Source organism: Streptococcus canis (genome assembly GCF_900636575.1).
Taxonomy (GTDB): domain Bacteria; phylum Bacillota; class Bacilli; order Lactobacillales; family Streptococcaceae; genus Streptococcus; species Streptococcus canis.
In genome coordinates this window covers 1,508,083-1,531,841 of the sequence record NZ_LR134293.1, presented here as the reverse complement: position 1 = coordinate 1,531,841, position 23,759 = coordinate 1,508,083, and the positions used below count along the sequence as shown (strand labels likewise).

Below are 23,759 nucleotides of genomic sequence, written 5' to 3'. Positions count from 1 at the left end.
GGTTAACAACTGGTGCTTTTTTCTACTATTAGTTCCTAATCATTTTCTTATCATCTATTTTGACCATTATAAAAAGTTTAGGGCTATAAGTCAACTAATTGGACTATTTTCCCTATAAAAAGGAGACATTTTCATCACATTCTCAAGCCCTTCAGAACGTGATGAAAATATCGTTTTGTAAGTTATGTTTTATGCTTCTGATTGCTTATTCTTACTGCTACTTCAGCACTTAATTTTTATTTAACAGGAAAAATAACGACTATCCTATATTAATCAAACAAATTAATTGTTTTTTAGCTTAAATATGACTATGATACAGTTATGATAAATGCTATTCCTACTTTAGTACTTTTAAATCCAAACAATTCCCTAGAAGATAAGTTCATAAAAGGTCTGGCTGAGTATTTTTCTCATCTTTTTGACCTGACCATGATTGGTGACAAAGACGCTATCACGTCCAGTCAGTTATCAGACTTCCAAGCAATTTTCAGTTTCTATGAACATGATTTTGACTTGCCCACTCTTTATTTTAAAACGTCTAATCTTGGGCTGGGATTTCTGATTGACGAAAACCTATTTGATCGAGCCACTGATATCTTGGCAGTGACGCAATACCTAACTAAATTTTACCAGAAATTTGATGGTCAATTTTTACACTACTTGCCCTTGCAAGCGAGAGTGGCCGACAAAAATGGCGACATTTTAGTAAATAACCATGCCTTTAATGGTAGTTTTTTCCAAAATACTGACAAACAAATTGAGCCTTGGATTATGGCTGATCTTACTTCATCAGGGGATACTAGCATATCCTTTCTATTGCCATCCGGCTCCTTAGATCATATCTACATGCAACATTATCAAGCACTCAAAAATGCACAAGGGCAAATTCTTGGTATTTTTGACACGATTCAAGATATTAAGCCGCTCCTTAGTCAATACCTAGAAGAAACCGGGCAGGCTATTGTTGGCTGGTCTGATGTCACCTCTGGCCCTTCTATTTCAGACAACTAAATCTTAATCACAACTGTCTCAAATTGTTTTGACCAAAGGCATTTCTAAAGAATACCTCATCTTTTTCTAAGAGACGACTTGTCATCAAATCCATCACTAAAAAAGGGAGCAGGCCCCAAAACGAGTTGCTACCTTTTTCGTAGTACGTTAATCACGGCTGACAGGTTGTGGCCCGTAAGTCTGCGAAACAGGCATCATTTCAATACGGTTAATATTCACATGCGTAGGCTGATGGATAACCCAAGTCACAGTGTTGGCAATATCCCTAGGCTGGATGGCATGGGCACCTTTATAAATAGCTTTAACCCGTTCTTCATCACCATCAAAGCGAACGGATGAAAATTCTGTTCCTTCGCACAAACCTGGTTCGATATTTGTTACCCGAATATGACTACCAGCTAAATCTGCTCGCAAATTGAGGGAGAATTGTTTGACAAAAGCTTTGCTAGCCCCATAAATATTAGCGCCTGGATAAGGAATGGTTCCTGCTGTCGACCCTAAATTAATAATAATCCCATCATCTTTGGAGACCATATTTGGTAATAATTGACGGGTGAGATAAATCAAACCAACTATATTGGTATTAATCATGGTCATCCAATTCGCAAAATCTGCCTCATGAGCCTTGTCAAGTCCCAAAGCTAGACCTGCATTATTCACTAAAATAGAAATGTCTTGCCACTGACTTGGTAAACTTGCCAAAGCCTTATCAATAGCTTTGGTATCTGAAACATCCATCTGCAAGGAATAAAAGTTTTCTGTACCCAAACAAGTTTCCATGGCCTTGAGTTTGTCAAGACGACGTGCTGCCCCTATAACCTTGATACCATCAGCAATCAGCTGTTCAGCAATAGCCTTGCCGAACCCTGCGGAGGCACCTGTAACCAATGCAATTTTTGCCATATCTCTTCCTCACCTTCAAAAAAACGAGATGGGCTGGCCAACTCGTTTTTGTATTGTCAATTAGACTTAGAATAAATTCCCAACACATCACTTAATCATTAAAAACACATTACATTAAGCGGCGTATTTTTTAACCTTCAACAGCTTGCGCTGCTGTAATGATAGCCAATTTATAAATATCTTCAGCGCTTGATCCGCGAGATAAATCATTAACAGGCTTGTTCAAACCTTGTAAGATTGGACCAGTGGCACCAAACATGCCTAATCGTTGGGCGATTTTGTAGCCGATGTTTCCAGATTGTAAGTCTGGGAAGATAAAAGTATTGGCTTGGCCCGCAACAGCTGAATCTGGTGCTTTGATAGCTGCCGTTTCAGGAACAAAAGCTGCGTCAAACTGCAATTCACCATCAAGTGCCAAATCAGGATTCAAACCTTTAGCAATTTCTGCTGCTTCTCTTACTTTATCAACTTGCGGCGCTTTACCAGAGCCTTTTGTTGAGAAGCTTAACATGGCAATTTTAGGATCAATATCAAAAATTTTAGCCGTTTCAGCCGTATTAATGGCAATCTCAGCCAATTCCTGTGCAGTTGGATCAATGTTGATAGCACAGTCGGCAAAGATATAACGTTCGCTCGTATTTTCACGATTCATCAAGAAAACACCAGAGGTTCTAGAAATACCTGGTTTGGTTTTAATGATTTGAAGTGCTGGACGAACAGTGTCGGCTGTTGAATGAATAGCACCTGATACCATCCCGTCTGCCAAGCCCATTTTCACTAACATAACACCAAAGTAGTTAACATCGCGAAGCATTTTATCAGCATCTTCAAGCGTTGCTTTCCCTTTACGAATGTCAACAAAAGCTTCTTTCATTTTGTCAAAATCCGCATATTCATTTGGATTAATGATGGTGTAGTCTTGATCAGCAAAGCCTAATTTTGTCAAAAGGTTACGAACCTCTTCTGACTGTCCAAGAATAACCGGTTCTAAGAGCCCTTCAAATTTCAAACGAGCAGCTGCACGGACGACGCGCTCGTCATTACCTTCTGGAAAAACAATCTTCATGTTTTTTCCAAGAATCTTTTCTCTTAAACCACCGAATAAATTACGAATACTCATTATTTATTATCCTCTATCTTTTTTTGTAAACCTATGATAACGCTATCAAAGTCATCTGTCAAGTCTATTGCATGACTACAAACATTCTCTGTAAATGGATCTTTAAAATTCAAGTAATGACAATGTAAGGCCTGCCTCGTGATTCCCAAATCTAAACGACCGCCGTATAAGTCATCTCCTAAAAGTGGAAAACCGAGATGGGCAAAATGGACCCTGATTTGATGGGTACGTCCTGTATGCAATTTTATGTCCACTAAATGCACATTTTCTGGATACCGTGCCACAACCTTGTAGCTAGTCTTGGCATATTTTCCCATAGGGTCAACTGCTCTAGTAATAATACTATCCTTGGAACGACCAATTGGAGCAATAATATCTCCTTCATCTGGCAAAGTCCCATTACCAGAAACCAGAGCAAAGTAACGTTTCTCGATTGACCGAGTTTGTAACTGCTTATCTAACCTCGCATGAGCATAGCCATGCTTAGCGAAAAGCATCAATCCACTCGTATCCCTATCTAAACGGGTCACAATATGCACTTGCTGGTCTGGGTAATGATTTTCTACATAATATGCCTTGATAAAGTTAGCAATGGTATTAGAATGGATGGCACTCGGAATGCTGGCAAATCCAACAGGTTTATTAATCACCAGAAAATGATCATCCTCGTGAACAATATCCAAATCAAAAGGAATGGCTTCAAGTTTCTCAAAGGGCTCTTCGTTGGGAATATCAATGGTAACAACATCTCCTACTTGCAATAAATAAATGGTATTTTGTTCAATACCATTCACTAAAATATTGCCCCCTTTATATTTGATTTTAGCCAATAGTCCCTTAGAAACATCATGACTTTTTAAAAGGGTTTTTACCTTTGTTTGTTCATCTGCTACAAATTCAAATCTCATGAGTCAATCTCTCCAATAAAGGCATCTTTGACTCTTTCCCAAAAACTCGTGTGACTCGGTGAGGACACAAAATGAATCTTCTCGTTATCAATAAAATATTCCACCTTCGTAACATTTTGGAGGTGATAGGTTTTATTGTCGATAGAAATAGTATAAATGCCCAATCGTTTTGGCACTAACTCAATCTTATCTTTTTTAGGGATAATCACTGAGGAACCGAGCGTCCTAAACACACGATTATTGAGACTGGAAATTTCTGTTAATTGTAGGGCTTCAATCGTAGGATGCAAGACAGCCCCACCTAAAGATTTGTTGTAGGCTGTGCTTCCTGTCGGGGTTGATACCGAAATACCATCTCCTCGGAAACTTTCAAACTTAACATGATTAATAATGACATCTGCTACCATCGTTTTTTCAATGCGCTTAACCGTCGCCTCATTCAAAGCACGCGCTTTAATCACACGACCATCGTCTAAACTAATGGCAACCTTTAAAATGGGATAAGAAATTTGCTCTCCCTTATCTTTTCTTAAATTGTCAATCAATTTATCGACTTCAAAATCTCGGTAATCGGTATAAAAACCAAGATGACCTGTGTGGATTCCTACAAAACGTACCCTATCTAATTCTTTTTCATACATGTGAAAGGCAGATAAAAGCATCCCATCTCCGCCGATGGAAATCACAATATCTGGATTTTTCTTTGATAAGTAAAAATCGGGATCGTCCTTAAATACGGAGAAAAGTTTAGAAGCGACACGTTTGCTTTGATACTTACCATTAGCAATAAGAGCAACCCGCTTCACCTTATCTGTATAATTCATCTGTGTCATCACTATTTCCTACACCATCACTTAAATTTCGTGTTACGGGGTCAAATAATAATTGGGCCTCCCGAATATCTTCTCGAATCTTACGCATTTCTTCATCTAATTCTAAGGCAATTTTAGCGGTCACTTCAAGACGCTTTTTAATTTCTTCTGGAAATTCACCACCATATTTATAATTCAAAGAATGCTCAATGGTTGCCCAAAAATTCATCGCCAACGTACGAATTTGAATTTCAGCCAAGACCTTTTTTTGACCTTCAATGGTGTCAACAGGGTACTCAACCACCACATGATAAGACCTGTAACCACTAGACTTCATATTGCGAATATAATCCCGTTCATAGACAATTGTCATGTCTTGTCGTTGACGCAATAAAGCTAAAACCTCTTCGACATCATCTACAAATTGCACCATGATACGAAGCCCTGCAATATCTTGAATATCTTGTTCAATATTTTCTTCAAGAACCCCACGTAGAGCCATTTTTTCTTTAATGCTTTCAACAGACTTGACACGTCCCGTTACAAATTCAATAGGCGAATAACGATTTTGCTTACGAAATTGCTTGCGAATGCCGCGCAATTTAATTTTTAATTCACCAACTGTTTGAATGTAGGGGTCTAAGAATTCTTCCCAATCTAAAACCATCTGTTTTCTCCTTTCTTGTCAAAGCTAGGATATTAATATAAAATTGAAATAACAATTTATTATAGCACAAATTAAGTTTAAAAGGAATTTCCCATGACCAACCTAGAAATCGAATACAAAACCTTGTTAACCAAAGATGAGTACAATCGTCTTCTTTCACAAATGAGTCATGTGACTCCGATCACCCAGACCAATTATTATATCGATACTGAACAATTTGATTTAAAAGCCCATAAAATGTCGCTACGCATTCGTACCTTCTCAAATAGTGCTGAATTAACCTTAAAAGTTCCCGAAAAGGTTGGAAACCGTGAATACAATGTCCCCCTTGCCCTTGATCAAGCCAAAGACATGATTAAATATGGCAATTTTCCTCAGTCATCTGCCTTGGATGTGATCGCTTCTACCGGAATTGATTTAACAGCACTCAAAACCTTTGGGAACCTAACAACTATTCGCCGAGAAACTGAGACCCCTATCGGTAAGATGGCTTTGGACTACAATCAATATGCTAATACTAAAGACTATGAATTAGAACTAGAAGTCACTGACCCTATAAAAGGAAAAATTGATTTTGATCTTTTTTTAACCCAGCATCAAATTGCCTTCAAATATGCAAAAAGTAAGGTTGCACGTTTCAGCAAAACCTTGAAAAAGACCAAGAAATAATAGATAAAATCAACAGAAAGACTGAAATTTTTCTGTTTTTTTGTTAGAATAGTAACGTCAATTAATCACTTTGAATAAGACTTGGAATTATTTTCCTCGTTTATTCTACCTATTGAAATTAAGGAGCTAAATCTATCATGACTGAACGATATGCTGACAAGCAAATCAAACTGTTCTCACTCACATCAAATCTTCCAATTGCTGAGAAAATTTCGGAAGCATCTGGTATTCCACTCGGAAAAATATCATCACGCCAATTTTCTGATGGGGAAATTATGATTAACATTGAAGAAACAGTTCGTGGTGATGATATTTACATCATTCAATCTACTAGTTTTCCTGTCAATGATAACCTTTGGGAGTTACTTATCATGATTGATGCCTGTAAGCGTGCTAGTGCCAACACCGTTAATGTTGTTTTGCCTTATTTTGGTTACTCACGCCAAGACCGCGTGGCTAAATCACGTGAACCTATTACAGCCAAATTAGTAGCCAATATGTTAACGAAAGCTGGAATTGACCGCGTGGTAACACTTGATTTACATGCGGTTCAAGTACAAGGATTCTTTGATATTCCAGTGGATAATCTTTTCACAGTTCCTCTATTTGCAGAACATTACAGTCAACTGGGATTATTGGGGGCTGATACTGTTGTGGTTAGTCCTAAAAATTCTGGAATTAAACGTGCTAGAAGCTTAGCAGAATATTTGGATTCCCCAATCGCTATTATTGACTATGCGCAAGATGATTCAGAACGTGAAGAAGGCTATGTCATTGGTGATGTTGCTGGTAAAAAAGCGATTGTAATTGATGATATTTTAAATACTGGAAAAACCTTTGCAGAAGCTGCTAAAATTCTTGAACGCGCAGGAGCTACTGCTATCTATGCCGTTGCTAGTCATGGCTTATTTGCTGGTGGAGCTGCTGATGTTTTAGAAACCGCTCCAATCAAAGAAATCATTGTTACAGATTCTGTTAAAACCAAAAATCGTGTGCCAGAAAATGTGACCTATCTTAGCGCCAGCGACTTAATTGCTCAAGCTGTTATTCGTATCCATGAAAGAAGACCCTTGAGTCCACTTTTCTCTTATCAATCTAAAGGCAAAAATAACGCATGACCTACTTTGATAACGCCGCCACCACCCCGCTTAGTCCTAATGTGATTAGGGCTATGACAGTAGCTATGCAAGATAACTTTGGTAACCCTTCTAGTATTCATTCTTATGGTCGTCAAGCTAGTAAAACACTTAGAGAATGCCGACAAGCTATCGCTAATCATTTTGGGGCTAGTGAACGCCAAATAATTTTTACCTCCGGTGGAACAGAAAGCAACAATACTGCTATTAAAGGTTATGCTTTAGCCAATCAGAAAAAGGGAAAACACCTCATTACAACTGCTATTGAGCATCATTCTGTTCTTCATGCCATGGCCTATCTCCAAGAACGATTTGGTTTTGAAGTCACTTATTTGCCTTGTCAAAATGGACAAATTAATTTAGCTGACTTAAAAAAAGCCTTGAGAGATGATACCATTTTGGTGAGTATAATGTATGCCAATAACGAAACAGGGGATCTGCTGCCTATTAAGGACATTGGAAATCTGCTCAAAGAGCATCAAGCTGCTTTTCATGTCGATGCCGTTCAGGCTGTTGGCAAACTCAAGGTTGTTCCTAGCGAACTTGGGATTGACTTTTTATCTGCTTCTGCTCACAAGTTTCATGGCCCTAAGGGCGTTGGTTTCTTGTATAGTAAGGGGCTACAAATGGATGCTTTGCTCCACGGTGGAGACCAAGAAGAAAAACGTCGAGCTAGCACAGAAAACATGATAAGCATTGTCGGCATGACACAGGCCCTAAATGATGCTATGACTGAGCAAACTCAACTAACCCACCATATCACCACTTTACGGGAACACTTAATAAGTCAATTAGATGGACTGACTTATTACATCAATCAAAGTCCCAACCATTTACCACATGTGCTTAATATTGGCTTTCCAGGCTATCAAAACGGGGTTTTGTTGACCCAACTTGACTTAGCTGGGTTCGCAGTCTCAACAGGTTCTGCCTGTACAGCTGGAACCGTTGAACCAAGTCATGTCCTCGCAGCTTATTTTGGTAAGGATTCCCATCGCTTAGCAGAATCCATCCGCATTAGCTTGTCAGATCAAAACACCCTTGAAGAGATTACGCAGTTAGCTCAAACTTTAAGAAAAATTCTAGGAGATACAGATGGCATTTGAAAAAGAAATTAGCTTAAAAGACTGTAAATACCGTTACCAAATCAGTCCAAACGTTAAAAAATATACTTTAAGAGATACCACCTTTACCCAAACGACAGTTGGTCATTATCAATTAACACGCTTGTTAGAAAAGGTTCCTAATTCAGGAGAAGGTTTTCCTTTAAAAATTACCATAAACAAAGAGCTTAATGGTTTTAAATTAGCCATTACTGACCAGTCTGGACTAAGATTGGTTAATATTTTCAAAACAGAGGATAATAAAATTCTTCAAGATAAGTTTTATTTCCTCATGGATAGCCTAGTGGAACGAGACATTTTCACGAAGACAGAAAACTAAGCCAATCAATTGTATTTCTTGATTCCCTGTACTATAATGATGGTATCAAGAAAGGGAGGTAAAGAAACAATGATTGATATTACCTACTTAACCAATAGCAAACAAGAAAAACAAGTTTCCTATGCCAGTTATGACGACTACAAACAAGCCCAGTTTGCTTGTCAAATTGCTATTGCAGATTATTTTCCTGTAACCAAGGTTGTTGTAAATGGTAACCAACTTGATTACACCGGTTCTTTTGGAGATCTCTACTTTTTCCTTGAAAATCATGGACTTCATTAAACCAGCAGAGCTAAGAATCGTCTTCTTGGCTTTTTTCGTTAGCAAATACGCAGATTGCCCTTTTCACTACTACTAAGATACTCTGTCTTCAAATTATTAATCAAAAAGTTGCATTTTTCACAATCCTTCTGTTACAATAGAAAGAGATAAATGTAAAGATAATTCTATAAGGAGTTAAAACAGTGGTTATTGATAAATCTATTCCAAAAGCGACCGCAAAACGCTTATCACTCTATTACCGTATTTTTAAACGTTTCTACGCTGACCAAGTTGAAAAAGCTAGCTCTAAACAAATTGCAGATGCGATGGGAATTGATTCTGCAACTGTACGTCGCGACTTCTCTTATTTTGGAGAATTGGGACGACGCGGCTTTGGTTATGATGTTACCAAGTTAATGAATTTTTTTGCTGACTTGCTTAATGATCATTCCACTACCAATGTTATTTTAGTCGGTTGTGGTAATATTGGTCGTGCCTTATTGCATTACCGCTTCCATGATCGTAATAAAATGCAAATCACTATGGGATTCGACACTAACGACAATGCTCTTGTTGGCACTAAAACAACCGATGGTATTCCTATCTACGGTATTTCAACTATCAAAGAACGTCTTGCCAATACTGATATTGAAACAGCCATCTTAACCGTTCCAAGTATCTATGCTCAAGAAGTTTCTGAGCAACTGATTGAAGCTGGCATTAAGGGAATTTTGAGTTTCGCTCCTGTCCATCTGCAAGTTCCAAAAGGTGTGATTGTTCAATCTGTCGATTTGACCAGCGAATTGCAAACCTTGCTCTATTTTATGAATCAAAATCACCCTAACTAAGGAGATATGATGCCCAAACCAATTATAGGGATAACTGCTAATCAACGATTAAACATTGCCTTGGATAACCTGCCTTGGTCGTATGCTCCTACTGGTTTTGTTCAAGCCGTCACTGATTCGGGTGGACTACCTCTTATTTTACCAATTGGTGATGAATCCTCCGCTAAAACTTATGTTTCCATGGTTGATAAGATTATCTTGATTGGGGGACAAAATGTAGATCCTAAATATTATCAAGAAGAAAAAGCGGCCTTTGATGACGACTTTTCTCCCGAACGTGATCTTTTTGAACTAGCCATCATTAAAGAAGCTATAGCACAGAAAAAACCAATTTTAGGAATCTGCCGTGGGACCCAATTAATGAACGTTGCCTTAGGTGGTTCCTTAAATCAGAACATTGACTCACATTGGCAGGATGCACCTTCTGATTTTCTGTCCCACGAAATGGTGGTGGAAAAAGATTCCATCTTATATCCTATTTATGGAGGAAAAACCTTAATCAATTCCTTTCATCACCAAAGCTTGAAAAAAGTAGCAGATGATTTAAACGTTATTGCTAGAGACCCGCGCGATGGGACTATCGAAGCTGTCGTGTCAACTAATCCTGCTATTCCTTTTCTTGGTGTCCAATGGCACCCTGAATTACTTCAGGGGTTTCGGCAAGAAGATTTACGACTTTTTGATTTATTTGTCAATGATTTCTAGATTACATTAAAAGAGATCTGACCTTTCTCGAAAACTATAATACGCTTGATAACTAACGATGATGTGATCTAGGCAAACAATGCCCAAGTCTTCACATGATCGTTTTATTTTTTTGGTAAACCCATAATCGTTCGGGCTAGGTTCGATACTTCCGGACGGATGGTTGTGAACAACTATCAGACTGGTCGCCATATTTTTACACGCATAATATAAAATTTCTCTAGGCTCTGCGATTGACCGCCTGACAGTCCCAATAAAAATCGTCTTTTCCTCAATCACCCGATTTTGACTATCTAAATATAAAACAACCAAGTGCTCCTGCTTTTTATCCCCTAAGGCGACCATCATTTTTTCGGCAACTTGAACACTTGACAGAACCCTATCTGTCAAGGTTTGATCTGTCGCCTGAATCCGCGCTGCTAATTCAAGCATGGCCTTAATCTCAATAGCCTTAACCTTTCCAATGCCTGCTAAACTTTGTAATTCTTGCAAAGACATTTTCTTGAAGTCTGCTAAGCTGTCTAAATGCGTTAAAAGATGAGAAGATAGCTCTAAAACATGCTTGTCTTTATTGCCTGTTCTCAATAAAATAGCCAATAATTCTTGATTGCTGAGGGCTTCAGCTCCCATTCGCATCAGTCTTTCTCTAGGCATTAGCTTAATATCGTCACATTTGATGGAATACATCTTATTACCTCCATCTATTTATTCGATAAAAAAACAAGTTTCCTGTTAAGAAACCTGTTTTTTTTGAATGGCTTGTTTTTTCTGAATATGATCCTTAACCACCTGATAAAGAGTAGCTGCCAATGGAACAGCGACAATCATCCCAACGATACCTCGCAAAGAGGCACCTATCGTAATTGCCATCAATACCCACATAGCTGGTAGGCCAATTGATCCTCCTACTACTCTTGGGTAAATAAAGTTCCCTTCAATCTGTTGTAAAATGATTAAAAAGACAATAAAAACGATGGCTTGGGACATAGATTGCGTCATGATTAAAATAAAGCCAATAGCTGCACCAATCGAAGCCCCTACAACTGGAATCAATGCGGTAAAGGCCACTAAGACTCCAATCGTTCCCGCAAAGGGTAACTGCAAGACGAACATGCCAATAGCTGTTAAGGTGCCTAAAATCATAGCTTCTAGGGTCTGGCTAACGAAGAAACCATGAAAGCGATGATGTAATAATTCCACTACATAGTGAATATGCTGAGCGTATTTCCCTGTATAGGTATCAACCAAGGTATTACCTTGACGACAGAGGTCTTCTTTGTTGGCCAGAACATACAAAGAAAAAACAAAACTGATAAAGAGATTAATAATGGCAGAGGCAATAATGGTTACAGACGTTAAAATATTGGTCAAAACTCCAATAAATTGTTTTAACAGTTGCTGACTATAACCGGTAATAGTTTCCGTTAGCTTGGCATCACCACCGATATATTTAATGGCACGCGCCAATAATTTATTATGCTCCAGATTATTAATCACTTCTTTAATGGTTGTCGTGTCAAATTTTGTCAGGGTACTGATACTAGCAATTAAATCTGGAATCACAATTGAAATAATCCAAGTGATTAAAATAAAAAAGGTCAAATAAGCTAACAGCATACACAGACCCCTCTTGGCTTTCAAAACAAGGGGAGATTCCCTAAAAGCGTACATATAGGCTTTTTCGTATGCACTCATGACGATATTAACAATATAGGCTCCAGCAGCTCCGTAAAGAAAGGGGAGACTTGTTTTATAAACAGTTATTACAATTGCAGTTCCGTTTTCCCAATTAGCCAAAATAGCATAACAAAGGACAAAAGCAAAGCCTATATAGAGGACTTGTTTTTTTTCAAATTTCATGGTAACTCCTTCTTTTTCTATTATACACTAAAACTAAGGAGAGCGATATAACAATGTCTGAGGAGAGAAATAAACTGATTAGTCACACAAAACATTTAAGCAGCCAAGTAAAAAACCATTCTAAAATAGCTTTTCCTCATTTTATCTGGTCTCTTCATAACGTTTCAATAACGCTCAGCGATTCTGTCATCTGGCCTTGTTCCATACTTATGGTTTTACCTATAAATAATCCTTAATCACTTGCGCTATTTTGTCATAAGCTTGGAAATTAAGGTGTAAGCCATCTAGGGTATTCTCATCTGATAAGCCCCCTTCCGAATCTTTGAGGCAAGCATTAACGTCAATGAACTCAATGGCAGGAATCATAGACAATTCTTGATTAATGGTATTAATGACCGCATTGGTTCTAACTTTGACGGTAGCCTGATAATCTGGATTCTGAGAAACCGGTAGCAAAGACAAAAGATAAATCTGACTATAAATGGAATGGCTACGAATGTGATTGATGAGTTCAACGATCGTTTTGACAATATGATTCTCGTCATAGCCTAGCCCAATGTCATTACAGCCAATCAATAAAAAAACTTTTTCCGGCTCTAAATCAGTGATTTGGTCCTCGCAATGAGTTAATAACCATTGACTATCAATCCCTGCAATGCCTCGATTGACTAAGGGTAACTCGACACCAAAAGCTTTTTTCAAAGGAAAAAATTCAACGAGGGAATCTCCTGCAAAAACAATGCCTCCTCTCTTAGTGACCTTATTTTGGTCACGGTAATCTGCCAATTTTTTTTCCTGATAACAACGCAACTCTTCTGAAACAATCTCTAGCATGTCAAACTCCTTATCTTTGTTTCTAGTATAACAAAAAGGCCACTAGTATTCATCAAAGTGGTTTCAAAATAAGGAGATAACAAATCTCTTAAAATATTACCCCATCCACTATTGCCAATAGTATGAGGAGAAAGAGAAAAGCCAACTTGCACTTTACCCCCAAAAAAGCTAATACTATCATCTGATAAAGAGGTGACCTCATGCCTTAACTTTTAAGCGCATTTTTCATTCTATACACACTTTATTTCCTCCATAATGAGAGAAATATTTTTGATATTTTTATGGCTTCTCTCTACTTTTATCCTCGAAAAAGATGCTCTTTTTAAGCATATTCTAAGAAAAGATATGGCTTTTTTGATATAATACTATAATCTGACTATTGTTTTTAGGGGAGAGAAAACATGATAAATAAGTTACAGCCACGCCTAGGGAATGATGCCAAAAAACAGTCACTCCCCTATCGTTATTTTAAGACAGTCGTCAATGATGGTAGGCCTGGTATTTTTTTCATTGGCACCCTGAATTAGAGATTACTTACGTCTACGAAGGAACTGCTCGTTACCATATTGATTATGATTTTTTTAACAGTCAAGCTGGTGATATTATTCTTGTCAACCCCAACGGCATGCACTCCATTTATCCGATTAACCGCGAAACGCATGTCATTGGTACCTTTCAATTCCATCTAGATATGCTTGGCTCTTCTGATAGCGACCAAGTTAACCTCAAGTATTTGCAACCCTTACAAAATAATACTTATGCCTTTATCCCTCGCATTAAGTCTGATATGCCTGGTTATGATGCTCTTAAGGAGTGTTTATTTACCATTTTTAGTTTATCTAAGGAAGAGGAAAGGCCTTTTGACTTATTGTTAAAAGCAAAGCTACATAAATTTTTATACCTCCTCTATCACCATCGGTATGTCGTGCGTAAAATTGCTGACGACTTTTATCGTAAAAATGAAAAGGTCCGTAACCTAATCAGTTATATCAAAAATAATTACCACCAGTCATTAACCATCGACTTGTTAGCTGATTTAATTGGTTACAGTAAAACGCATTTCATGACCATCTTCAAACAACACACTGGAAGTTCCTGTACCGAATTTATTATTCAGGTAAGACTCCAAAAGGCTTGTGACTTTTTAGTCAATTCTACTAAACCCATCGTCGCAATTGCTAACGATATTGGTTTTAGCAACCTTTCCAATTTTAATCGTCAATTCAAGCAACATTACGCCACAAGACCAAGCAATTACCGAAAACAATATACTAAAGATAGCCATTCCTATGCCTTAAACGTCCAAATGAATTCAGTGATTAGGGACAGTTTTTAATCCGTATAGGAACCATTTATAGTAAAAGCAGAGTGAGATTTCCTCACTCTGCTTTTACTTGTTATCACCTTACATCAATACGTCACGGACAAATCCTGTGTCGGCTTCATTAACAACTAAAAAGATAGTGGCTCCTGACAACAGGCGCGTGTTGCCTGACACTACTTGCGATTTTTTGTTGTGAATTTGTGTAGTGATTAAGACATTGTCAGGTAGTTTTAACTCTCTGACATACTTACCTGCAATCTTGTCTCCGACTGTTAATTCAATCAGGGTAGGTTCTACTAAATTTGTTGGGTGTTTAATGGCCATTCTTTCTAGCATAGCCTCATAAATCGGTTGCCCATTCAATAAATCCATCACGAGATAGGAAATAAAGGTCACTACGGCTATAGCCATCAGTGGTTTCAAATCTCCTACCATTTCAGTCACCAAGATCATGCCTGTTAAGGGTGCTTTGGAAATAGCTGCAAAATAACCAGCCATTCCCAAAACCAAGAAAAGAGGTAGAAAGTGCTGATCTAATAAACCTAGTTGTAGGGCTGTTTGTCCAAACAGTAGGCCTGCTAAAGCACCAAGTGTGAGAATTGGTAAGAAAATACCTCCTGGCAAGCCACTACCATAACTAAACATGCTAACGATAAAGCGAACTAGAAAATAAAAAAGAAGGGTTAACAAAGGTAACTGCTGGTGAGATAAGGCAATAATTAAACCGTGGCCACCCCCTAATAATTGAGGAAGGTAATAACCAATTGGTAAAATGATAGCCACCATAATCATTCCATAAAAATGAGCTGGTAAGCGCAGCCATTTCCCTAAAAAAGCGTAAAGCTTGTGGAAGTCAAGAATCACCACTTCATATAAATACCCTAGACAACCGAGAAAAAGTCCTAGGAATAACAATAACCAATATTGATTGAGCCCCAAAAAAGGCATGGCTTTTGGCATGGCAAGCACTGGTTTGAGACCAAAAATATTGAGAGAAATAAAATTAGCAACCAAACTAGCAACTAATGCCGTAATCCAAATCAAGCGAGAAAAATGATGGTAAATCTCCTCTACAACAAATAATAAACCGGCAATTGGAGCGTTAAAGGCTGCTGATAAGCCTGCTGCTGCACCACTAGCAATCAGAACTCGTTTTTCCAAACGGCTAGACTTGATTAACTTAGCCAAACCTTTAGCTGACATTGCCCCAAGTTGGATGGATGGACCTTCACGACCGAGCATAAAGCCCATAGAAATGGCTAAGGTTCCCCCAAGAAATTTTTTCCAGAGGGTACTCCACCAATTAGGTGACATAAGTCCTTTAAGCTCTCCTTCAACATGGGGAATACCAGATCCTTTAATATCAGGATCAGATTTGACCAAAAAGCCGACAAAAATAACAGCCAACAAGCTGATACCAATTATAGGAAGCAACATGAATAAGTTTTGGTGAGCCAAACGATAACGCTCAATCACAGCTTCTGTCATCAACTCAATCATTAACCGAAATAGGCTGACCACAACCCCAGCAATTATCCCAACAATAATCCCACGCCAAACATAGGCAATGATAGATTTGTTTGAAAAGGTAAATTCATTTTTGTGATTTTCCATCTTTTCCTCTCTTTCTTTTAAATGCACTAGTATCATTGTATCAAAGACAGGCTTAAGTTGCCAGTGCTTTTTCCGAGGCTAATCTGCTAAAGAGACTGTAAGCACACAAAGAGGCTGTTTGTCCCAGCCTCTTACTTAAAAGGATTAGAGGAAGGTTTTAGTTAAGCTTCAGTCACTGCAGAGCTGACGCTTTTAGCAACAATGTCAAGAACTCTTTTTGGAAGGCATCTAAAATAAATATTAGCGGTGCTCAAGGCGTCATCTGGAACAAGACTGGCAATACCTTTTGCGGTAGCAATTAGCATCTCAACAGTAATGATTTTTGCCCGTGAATCCAACGCTTCCCTAAACATACCTGAGAAGGCATGAACATCATTAATTTGGCTTGGGAAATCACTGCTCTCTGCACCAACAATATAGCTGCCAGCTTCAAGGACTTCATCAGAGTAAAACTAAGGTTGATCGTCCCTATCGCGTGTACTGGTGATGCCGTCTTTCAATACATTAAAAAGGCTAGAAATACCAGCCTTTTTGAGTACTTATTTGCGATACATTTTAAATTGGAGATACAAATCATTATAAATCCCCAGCCATCTTGACCCTAAGTTGTCATAGACTTCCAATTTTTTGACAATATCATCTGTCGGATAAAAAGCAGGGTCATTTTTTATCTCCTCTGGAAGCAAGGCCTTAGCCTTTTTGTTGGGTGTCGCATAGCCAATATATTCAGCATTTTGCGCAGCATTCTCAGGGCGGTTGATGAAATTCAAGAAGGCATAAGCTTCTTTTTCGTGTTTCATGGTTTTTGGCAGCACCAAATTATCAAACCAAAGGTTAGACCCTTCTGAAGGCACGATGTAGTGAAGATGTTCATTGCTATCTAGCATCTCACTAGCTTCACCAGAAAAGGTAATCCCAATGGCAGCATCACCTTGAATCATGTAGCCTTTCATCTCATCTGCTACAATAGCTTTAACATTAGGAGTCAACTGCTGCAGTTTTCTCTCAGCTGCCTGCAACTGCCCTAGATTTTTAGAATTCACACTATAACCAAAGGTTGTTAAACCAACCCCTAGCATTTCACGGGCCCCATCAATCAGCATAATACTATTTTTGTATTCTGGGCGCCACAAGTCTTCCCAATGCAAAGGAGCCTTGTCTACTAACTGGTCATTATAAACGATACCAACAGTTCCCCAGAAATAAGGCAGAGAATAATCATTGTGCGGATCAAAGCTTTTCCCTAAAAATTCGTTACCAATATTATCCATACCTACCAATTTTGATTTATCCAGTTTGATAAGGAGATCTTCCTTGATCATCTTATCAATGGTGTAATCACTAGGAACAGCAATATCATAAGTGGTTCCACCCTGTTTAATTTTGGTATACATGGCTTCGTTGGAATCGAAAGTCTCATACTGTACTTCAATGCCCGTTTCTTTGGTGAATTTTTTGAGCAGAGCTGGGTCAATGTAATCCCCCCAGTTGTAAATGACTAATTTTTCTGCTTGATGACCAGTTCCTGATTTTTTCTGTAAGATAAAAGACACACTGGTCAAAATGACGATAATACCCAAAATACCAGCTAGAAATGAATAAAGTTTACGCATGTTTCTCCTCCTTCTCCTGTGAAATATAATAATAACCAATCACTAAAAGGATAGAGAAAAAGAAAACAATGGTTGATAGGGCATTAATATCCAAGGAAATACCTTGACGCGCCCGTGAATAAATCTCAACAGATAGGGTAGTAAAACCATTTCCTGTCAAAAAGAAAGTCACTGCAAAATCATCCAAAGAATAGGTAAAGGCCATGAAATAACCCGCAATAATCCCTGGTGTTAAGTATGGTAGCATCACTTCTTTGAGCATTTGAAAATAATTGGCACCCAAATCATAAGCGGCATTGACCATGTCTTGATTCATCTCTTTCAAGCGCGGTAAGACCATCAACACCACAATAGGAATCGAAAAGGCAACATGACTTAATAAAACTGAAGACATGCCCAGCTGAAACTTCAACGAGGTGAAAAGAATCAAAAAGGAAGCTCCAATCATGACATCTGGTGATACCATCAAGACATTATTGACTGATAGCATTGCATTTTGGTATTTTCCTTTGATGTGATGGATAAAGATAGCACCAAAGGTTCCAATAAGGGTTGCTAGTAGAGCACTACTAAAAGCAAGAACAAAAGTCTGCAGTAAGATCGTCATGAGACGATTATCCTCAAACATGGTTTGGTAATGCTCAAGGGTAAATCCTGTAAAACCATTCATATCCCCACCTTTGTTGAAGGAATAGAAAATCAGATAAAAAATAGGAATATAGAGTAAAGCAAAGACACTCGCTAAATAAAGATTGGCAAATTTTTTCATTTACTTTTCTCCTTTGTGAGCCACATAATAGCAACCATAGTCAAGATCAAGACAACACCAATGGTTGACCCCATGCCCCAGTTTTGGGTTGTTAAAAAATGTTGTTCAATGGCTGTACCAAGTGTAATAACGCGGTTTCCACCAATCAAACGGGTTAACATAAAGAGACTTAAACTTGGGATAAAGACCGACTGAACACCTGCCCTAACCCCATTTAAAGAAAGGGGAAAAATAACTTTTGAGAAGGCCTGAAATTCATTGGCTCCTAGGTCACGACTAGCATTGATAACATTATGATCAATATCATCCAAAGCGTTGAAAATTGGTAAAATCATAAAAGGCAGCTCGATGTAAGAGGCTACAAAAATAAAGGAGAAATCCGTGAAAAGAATTTGCTGTGGGCCAATGCCCATAAAGGTTAAAAAGCTGTTAATTCCACCTTGTTGACCAAAAATTCCCATAAAAGCATAGGCCTTTAGCAATAAATTCACCCAAGTTGGCAAAATAATGAGCATAAGCCACAACTGCTTGTGCTTTAGACGGGTTAAAAAGAGAGCCGTCGGATAAGAAATCAAGAGAGTGACTAGTGTGATAATACCAGCGTATAAAATGGAATTGACACTCATTCTCAAATAAGTCCAAGAACTAAAAAAGGTTTCATAGTTAGCAAGCGTCACATGCCCCTCAATGTCAAAAAAGGACTTGTAAAATAGGAGGGTAACTGGTGCCACAACAAAGAAGAGGATCCATAGAAAATAAGGAATCGAAAAAAGACTAGAGGTTTTCTTCATTACGCTCCTCCTCAATGGCGTTAATCAATCCATCTTCAGGCTCTTCCATTTCCACGTATTCTTCAATACGGGCATCAAATTCTTCTTCGGTTTCATTAAGACGCATGATATGAATATCTTCAGGCGTAAAGTCTAAACCAATGACTTCTCCCTCGATAGCTTTGCGGGTAGAATGAATCATCCATTCATTACCTAATTCATCATAGGCAATAATTTCGTAGTGAACCCCACGGAATAATTGGGTATCGACCTTAACTTGAAGTTTTCCTTCTTCAGGCAAGGTGATTTGGAGGTCCTCAGGTCGAATGACTACCTCAACAGGCTCGTTAGGACGCATCCCACCGTCAACTGATTCAAACGTTTTACCATTGAAGGAAACAAGATAGTCTTCAATCATGGTACCATTGATAATATTGGATTCTCCAATAAAATTAGCAACAAAATGGTTAATTGGCTCATCGTAAATATCCACCGGTGTCCCTGATTGAACAATTTCCCCTTCGTTCATGACAAAAATCCAATCACTCATGGCTAATGCTTCTTCTTGATCGTGAGTCACAAAAACGAAGGTAATCCCCAAACGTTGTTGCAATTCCCGCAATTCATATTGCATTTCCGTTCTGAGTTTTAAATCAAGAGCTGAAAGCGGCTCGTCAAGCAAGACCACACGAGGTTGATTGATAATCGCACGCGCAATAGCCACACGTTGACGTTGACCACCGGATAATTTTTGAATGGAACGATTTTCGTAACCTTCCAACTGAACCATTTTCAAGGTTTCTTTCACGCGCTTAGCAATCTCTTTCTTGTCCACTTTTTTCAGCTTCAAAGCAAAGGCAACGTTCTCAAAAACAGTCATATGAGGGAAAAGGGCATAATTCTGGAAAACGGTATGAATATCACGTTTATTAATCGGTAAATCATTAATACGTTCGCCATCCAAGTAAATATCCCCACTGGTAGCATCCAAAAGTCCAGCCATGATATTTAGGATGGTTGATTTGCCAGAACCAGAGGCACCAAGTAAGGTGTAAAATTTTCCTTCTTCAAGGTCAAAATTAATGTTCTTTAGGACTTGTGTTCCACTGTCCTCAAATGTTTTTGAAACATTGTTAAATGTGATGATTGGCTTAGTCAATTGTCATAAATCCTCCACGGTACTTTCTTTAATCCTTAATAAATGTTACAGGCTTTCTCCAATAATACGCACTTCTGGCTCAAGCCTAACACCAGAATGGTTTTCAACAGTCTCAATGACATGAGCAATCAGATCTTCATAGTCCTGTGCAGTGCCATCAGCCACATTAATCATAAAACCAGCATGTTTTTCGGAAACTTCCACGCCACCAATTCGGTGCCCCTTAAGATTAGCTTCCATGATTAATTGACCGGCAAAATAGCCTGGCGGGCGCTTAAACACAGATCCACAAGATGGGAATTCCAAAGGTTGTTTTAGTTGACGAAGGTGATTTAACCGATTCATTTCTTGGCTGATCGTATCATAATTACCCGGTTTAAGGGCAAACTTAGCAGAAATGACAATGTCACCTGTTTCTTGAATGGCAGAGTGACGGTAACCAAAAGCCATATCCCTAGCTGAAATGGTTTTGATTTCTCCACTTGGGGTAAGTACCTTAGCTGATAAGAAAATATGTGATATTTCCCCACCATAAGCACCAGCATTCATAAAAACAGCACCCCCAATGCTTCCAGGAATGCCACATGCAAATTCAAACCCTGTTAAACTATGGAATTTGGCAATCTTCGTTGTTTCAATCAGATTGGCACCAGCTTCGGCTTCTAAGGTATAACCATTTAAGCGTACTGCATTTAACTTATCAAACATGATGACAAAGCCACGAATACCACCATCTCGCACAATGAGATTGCTGGCATTTCCCAAAACAAGCCAAGGCATATTTTCTTTGTTGGCATAAGCAACGATGCGTGATAGCTCGTAATGATTTCTAGGAAAAGCCAAGAAATCTGCTGGGCCACCTACCTTAGTGTAGGTGTAATGTTTTAGGAGTTCATTTTCTCGAATATCAATCCCATGAAGTTCAGTTACCATAGTTATCTTCTTTCTTTTATCACTTCTTATACGCGTAAAAAAATCGGCAAAGAGCCGATATTATTATATCAAATTTTGACAAAAATAACGATGATTTTGGCAAAACTTTGTGGATTGACTTGAAGAATTTCTCTTTATTAAACCAAGAGTTAAATCTCAGTGGGCTTAGCCCAAAATATGGTAATATCTGATTGGTCTAAAGCTGAAAGACAATCCCTTAAAGACTTTTGATTAGGAGGTAATTTTAAATCTGGCTGCAATTCCAATAAGGGAATTAAAACAAAAGCACGCTCAGTCATATAGGGATGAGGAACAGTCAATTCTTTGGTCTTGTAAGACTCATTGCCAAACAACAAGATGTCAATATCAATGGTTCTTGGTCCCCATTTTTCATGCCGAACCCTGCCGAGAGCCTGTTCAATAGCTTGCGTTTCTTTCAAAAAGTCGGTAGCAGATAATCGAGTATCCAGTTGACATGCCATATTAAGAAAATCAGCCTGATCTGTCTTGCCCCAAGCAGCTGTTTCATAAATGGAAGATTGGGCAAGCAACCGTGTTTGAGGTAAGCTAGCCAGAGCCTGAATAGCTTTTTGCAAGTAAGCTTTTCGATTCCCCATATTGGTGCCCAAACTTAAATAAACAATGGTCATCGTTGTCTCTCCAATTCAATTCCAACTGCCTTGTAGTGACCTGCAATCGGTGGATTTTCTTTTTTAATGGCTACTTTGATGGCTTCAATAGGTGGAAACTCCTTAAAAAGCTTTTCACAAATCGCACCTGCTAAACGTTCAATCAAGATAAACGTTTCCCCTTCCACTAACTGTCGGACACTATCAAACACCATACCGTAATGGACCGTATCTGTTAACTGATCTGACAAAGAAGCTGCTTGTAAATCGACTGATAATGCTAAATCAACTAGAAAAATTTGCCCAAGGGTCTGTTCTTCTTTAAAGGCTCCATGATAACCATAAAAGCGACAGCCTTCTAATATTATTTTATCCATAAACCCTCACATCAACTGACTCAAAACAGCCACAATTTCTTGATTAGCCTTGGCATCGTGCACGCGTACAATCTGACAGCCTTTTCCTAGAGCATAGGCAGACAAGGCTGCTGTTGCTCCATCTCGCTCTTTAGCTTTGGTATTACCACCCAACAAGGCATCTACGACACGTTTTCTCGAAATGCCAAACAAAACAGGATAGCCTAGCTGGCAGACTTTTTCTAGCCCTTTTAGCAAGTCCATATTCTGTTGAACAGACTTGGCAAAACCAAATCCTGGATCGATCCAAATGTTGTTTTTTGGCACGCCAGCATCAAGGGCCGCTTGTGCTCTATTGCTTAGAAAGTCACAAACATCTTGTGTCACCTCTTGATAAACTTCTTCGTCTTGGTTGTGCATCAAGATAATAGGGGCATCATACTCAGCTGCTAGGGCAAGCATTCGCCCGTCATACAAGCCTGCCCACACATCGTTGAGAATATCTGCACCCGCCTCTAAAGCCGCTCGAGCTGTTTCAGTTTTATAGGTATCAATGCTGATCAAAATATCATATTTTTCTTTGATGGCTTTGATTACAGGAACCACACGATCAATTTCATCAGCAGCGCTAACAAATTGGCAACCGGGACGTGTTGATTCTCCTCCAACGTCGATGATTTTAGCCCCATCAGTAATCATTTGTCCAACTTGATCTAACGCTTTTTGAACAGTAGTGTAGGAACCGCCATCTGAAAAAGAATCTGGGGTCACATTTAAAATCCCCATGATAGCCGCATTGCCCTCAATCATAAACTTTCCAATTTCCATAAGTCCTCCTAATCTCTTGTCATTAGAGCCATGATTTCTTGTCTCTCAGCACGATTTTCCTTGTATAAACCTCTGGCAGTGGTGGTAATGGTTTTACTGCCTGGTTTTTTTATCCCCCGCATAGTCATGCACATGTGTTCAGCTTCAACTAAAACTAGAACGCCTTTCGGACGAAGAGCCTCTACTAGAGCATCAGCAATTTGAGAGGTCAAGCGCTCTTGAAGTTGAGGTCGCTTGCTAGCCACTTCAACTGCCCGCGCTAATTTACTCAAACCTGTGACTCGACCATCACTTGGTAAGTAAGCGATATGAGCCTTGCCATAAAAGGGAACTAAGTGGTGTTCGCACATGGAATAAAAACTAATGTCTTTGACAATCACCACATCCTCATGATGCTCTGTAAAGACAGCCGTAAATTCCTCTTTAGGATCTTTTTCCAGCCCTACAAACATCTCTGCATACATTTTAGTAACCCGTTTAGGCGTGTCAAGAAGACCCTCTCGATTTGGATTTTCTCCAATAGCCTCTAAAAACTGATAAATGGCTGCTTCTGCTTTTTCCTTATTAATAGACAATAGTCTTCCCCT

General features: G+C 38.7%; 26 protein-coding genes and 2 pseudogenes. 9 read left to right on the top strand and 19 right to left on the bottom strand.

The window, feature by feature from the left end; genetic code table 11:
• Nucleotides 1–321: 321 nt before the first annotated feature.
• Nucleotides 322–1,011 carry a hypothetical protein gene (locus EL097_RS07790; RefSeq protein ID WP_003048589.1) on the top strand — a complete coding sequence of 230 codons (690 nt, stop codon included), beginning with the start codon at nt 322–324 and terminating at the stop codon, nt 1,009–1,011.
• A gap of 147 nt (nt 1,012–1,158) precedes the next feature.
• Here EL097_RS07790 and EL097_RS07785 read toward each other — a convergent pair whose 3' ends face one another.
• From EL097_RS07785 to EL097_RS07765, 5 genes are all read right to left on the bottom strand, one after another.
• On the bottom strand, nt 1,159–1,914 hold the full coding sequence (locus EL097_RS07785) for an SDR family NAD(P)-dependent oxidoreductase (protein ID WP_003048590.1): 756 nt from the start codon (nt 1,912–1,914) through the stop codon (nt 1,159–1,161).
• Between the two features lie 130 nt (nt 1,915–2,044).
• Nucleotides 2,045–3,034 carry a phosphate acetyltransferase gene (gene pta, locus EL097_RS07780; protein ID WP_003048592.1) on the bottom strand — a complete coding sequence of 330 codons (990 nt, stop codon included), beginning with the start codon at nt 3,032–3,034 and terminating at the stop codon, nt 2,045–2,047.
• Entirely contained in the window at nt 3,034–3,942 is a 909-nt protein-coding gene (locus EL097_RS07775; RefSeq protein WP_003048594.1) for an RluA family pseudouridine synthase, read from the bottom strand. Before EL097_RS07775 ends, pta begins: the two co-directional genes overlap by 1 nt.
• Nucleotides 3,939–4,775, bottom strand: coding sequence for an NAD kinase (locus EL097_RS07770; protein ID WP_039994855.1), 837 nt, complete (start codon nt 4,773–4,775; stop codon nt 3,939–3,941). Before EL097_RS07770 ends, EL097_RS07775 begins: the two co-directional genes overlap by 4 nt.
• Nucleotides 4,750–5,421: a GTP pyrophosphokinase gene (locus EL097_RS07765; RefSeq protein ID WP_003048598.1), complete on the bottom strand. Its 672-nt coding sequence runs from the start codon at nt 5,419–5,421 to the stop codon at nt 4,750–4,752. Before EL097_RS07765 ends, EL097_RS07770 begins: the two co-directional genes overlap by 26 nt.
• A gap of 93 nt (nt 5,422–5,514) precedes the next feature.
• Between EL097_RS07765 and EL097_RS07760 the strand changes: the two genes are divergently transcribed.
• The 7 genes from EL097_RS07760 (at nt 5,515) to EL097_RS07730 (ending at nt 10,483) form a co-directional block, all read left to right on the top strand.
• Nucleotides 5,515–6,090 (top strand): CYTH domain-containing protein, encoded by a 576-nt coding sequence (locus tag EL097_RS07760; RefSeq protein ID WP_003048600.1) that lies wholly within the window; start codon nt 5,515–5,517, stop codon nt 6,088–6,090.
• 137 nt (nt 6,091–6,227) lie between these two features.
• Nucleotides 6,228–7,208 (top strand): ribose-phosphate diphosphokinase, encoded by a 981-nt coding sequence (locus EL097_RS07755; RefSeq protein ID WP_003048602.1) that lies wholly within the window; start codon nt 6,228–6,230, stop codon nt 7,206–7,208.
• The gene (locus tag EL097_RS07750; RefSeq protein WP_003048604.1) at nt 7,205–8,332 is read left to right on the top strand and encodes a cysteine desulfurase family protein; all 1,128 of its coding nucleotides are present in this window, start codon (nt 7,205–7,207) and stop codon (nt 8,330–8,332) included. The genes EL097_RS07755 and EL097_RS07750 overlap by 4 nt, the downstream gene beginning before the upstream one ends.
• Nucleotides 8,322–8,669: a DUF1831 domain-containing protein gene (locus EL097_RS07745; RefSeq protein ID WP_003048605.1), complete on the top strand. Its 348-nt coding sequence runs from the start codon at nt 8,322–8,324 to the stop codon at nt 8,667–8,669. The genes EL097_RS07750 and EL097_RS07745 overlap by 11 nt, the downstream gene beginning before the upstream one ends.
• A gap of 69 nt (nt 8,670–8,738) precedes the next feature.
• Nucleotides 8,739–8,951, top strand: coding sequence for a DUF4649 family protein (locus EL097_RS07740; protein ID WP_003048607.1), 213 nt, complete (start codon nt 8,739–8,741; stop codon nt 8,949–8,951).
• Nucleotides 8,952–9,133: 182 nt separating this feature from the next.
• A complete protein-coding gene (locus EL097_RS07735; RefSeq protein ID WP_003048609.1) occupies nt 9,134–9,778 on the top strand; it encodes a redox-sensing transcriptional repressor Rex in 645 nt (214 codons plus the stop codon).
• A gap of 9 nt (nt 9,779–9,787) precedes the next feature.
• Nucleotides 9,788–10,483 carry a gamma-glutamyl-gamma-aminobutyrate hydrolase family protein gene (locus EL097_RS07730; RefSeq protein WP_003048611.1) on the top strand — a complete coding sequence of 232 codons (696 nt, stop codon included), beginning with the start codon at nt 9,788–9,790 and terminating at the stop codon, nt 10,481–10,483.
• 6 nt (nt 10,484–10,489) lie between these two features.
• On the opposite strand, the gene radC is transcribed toward EL097_RS07730, so the two are convergent.
• The 3 genes from radC to EL097_RS07715 all read right to left on the bottom strand — a co-directional run bounded on the left by radC (nt 10,490) and on the right by EL097_RS07715 (nt 13,177).
• Entirely contained in the window at nt 10,490–11,170 is a 681-nt protein-coding gene (gene radC, locus EL097_RS07725; protein ID WP_003048613.1) for a RadC family protein, read from the bottom strand.
• A 45-nt stretch (nt 11,171–11,215) separates the two neighbouring features.
• Nucleotides 11,216–12,343, bottom strand: a complete 1,128-nt coding sequence (locus tag EL097_RS07720; protein ID WP_003048616.1) for an AI-2E family transporter — start codon at nt 12,341–12,343, stop codon at nt 11,216–11,218.
• A gap of 219 nt (nt 12,344–12,562) precedes the next feature.
• Nucleotides 12,563–13,177 (bottom strand): SGNH/GDSL hydrolase family protein, encoded by a 615-nt coding sequence (locus EL097_RS07715; protein ID WP_003048618.1) that lies wholly within the window; start codon nt 13,175–13,177, stop codon nt 12,563–12,565.
• Between the two features lie 401 nt (nt 13,178–13,578).
• Here EL097_RS07715 and EL097_RS07710 point away from each other — a divergent pair.
• Nucleotides 13,579–14,513 (top strand): annotated as a pseudogene (locus EL097_RS07710) (helix-turn-helix domain-containing protein).
• A gap of 69 nt (nt 14,514–14,582) precedes the next feature.
• On the opposite strand, the gene EL097_RS07705 reads toward EL097_RS07710, so the two are convergent.
• The 11 genes and pseudogenes from EL097_RS07705 to folE all read right to left on the bottom strand — a co-directional run bounded on the left by EL097_RS07705 (nt 14,583) and on the right by folE (nt 23,747).
• Nucleotides 14,583–16,115: a ClC family H(+)/Cl(-) exchange transporter gene (locus tag EL097_RS07705; protein WP_003048626.1), complete on the bottom strand. Its 1,533-nt coding sequence runs from the start codon at nt 16,113–16,115 to the stop codon at nt 14,583–14,585.
• Between the two features lie 161 nt (nt 16,116–16,276).
• Nucleotides 16,277–16,564: pseudogene (locus EL097_RS11135) on the bottom strand (NAD(P)-dependent malic enzyme); the annotation flags it as partial.
• A gap of 90 nt (nt 16,565–16,654) precedes the next feature.
• Nucleotides 16,655–17,728 (bottom strand): ABC transporter substrate-binding protein, encoded by a 1,074-nt coding sequence (locus EL097_RS07695; RefSeq protein WP_003048630.1) that lies wholly within the window; start codon nt 17,726–17,728, stop codon nt 16,655–16,657.
• A complete protein-coding gene (locus EL097_RS07690; protein WP_003048632.1) occupies nt 17,721–18,497 on the bottom strand; it encodes an ABC transporter permease in 777 nt (258 codons plus the stop codon). Before EL097_RS07690 ends, EL097_RS07695 begins: the two co-directional genes overlap by 8 nt.
• Nucleotides 18,494–19,288 carry an ABC transporter permease gene (locus tag EL097_RS07685; RefSeq protein ID WP_003048634.1) on the bottom strand — a complete coding sequence of 265 codons (795 nt, stop codon included), beginning with the start codon at nt 19,286–19,288 and terminating at the stop codon, nt 18,494–18,496. Before EL097_RS07685 ends, EL097_RS07690 begins: the two co-directional genes overlap by 4 nt.
• Nucleotides 19,272–20,426 (bottom strand): ABC transporter ATP-binding protein, encoded by a 1,155-nt coding sequence (locus EL097_RS07680; RefSeq protein ID WP_099982939.1) that lies wholly within the window; start codon nt 20,424–20,426, stop codon nt 19,272–19,274. The genes EL097_RS07685 and EL097_RS07680 overlap by 17 nt, the downstream gene beginning before the upstream one ends.
• Nucleotides 20,427–20,471: 45 nt before the next feature.
• A complete protein-coding gene (gene murB / locus EL097_RS07675; RefSeq protein WP_003048640.1) occupies nt 20,472–21,359 on the bottom strand; it encodes a UDP-N-acetylmuramate dehydrogenase in 888 nt (295 codons plus the stop codon).
• Nucleotides 21,360–21,508: 149 nt separating this feature from the next.
• Complete coding sequence (folK, locus tag EL097_RS07670; RefSeq protein ID WP_129545010.1) at nt 21,509–22,009, bottom strand: 2-amino-4-hydroxy-6-hydroxymethyldihydropteridine diphosphokinase; 501 nt, start codon at nt 22,007–22,009, stop codon at nt 21,509–21,511.
• On the bottom strand, nt 22,006–22,365 hold the full coding sequence (gene folB, locus EL097_RS07665) for a dihydroneopterin aldolase (protein WP_003048644.1): 360 nt from the start codon (nt 22,363–22,365) through the stop codon (nt 22,006–22,008). The genes folK and folB overlap by 4 nt, the downstream gene beginning before the upstream one ends.
• 6 nt (nt 22,366–22,371) lie before the next feature.
• The gene (folP, locus tag EL097_RS07660; protein WP_129545009.1) at nt 22,372–23,172 is read right to left on the bottom strand and encodes a dihydropteroate synthase; all 801 of its coding nucleotides are present in this window, start codon (nt 23,170–23,172) and stop codon (nt 22,372–22,374) included.
• A gap of 8 nt (nt 23,173–23,180) precedes the next feature.
• Nucleotides 23,181–23,747 carry a GTP cyclohydrolase I FolE gene (gene folE, locus EL097_RS07655; RefSeq protein ID WP_003048647.1) on the bottom strand — a complete coding sequence of 189 codons (567 nt, stop codon included), beginning with the start codon at nt 23,745–23,747 and terminating at the stop codon, nt 23,181–23,183.
• Nucleotides 23,748–23,759: the final 12 nt, after the last annotated feature.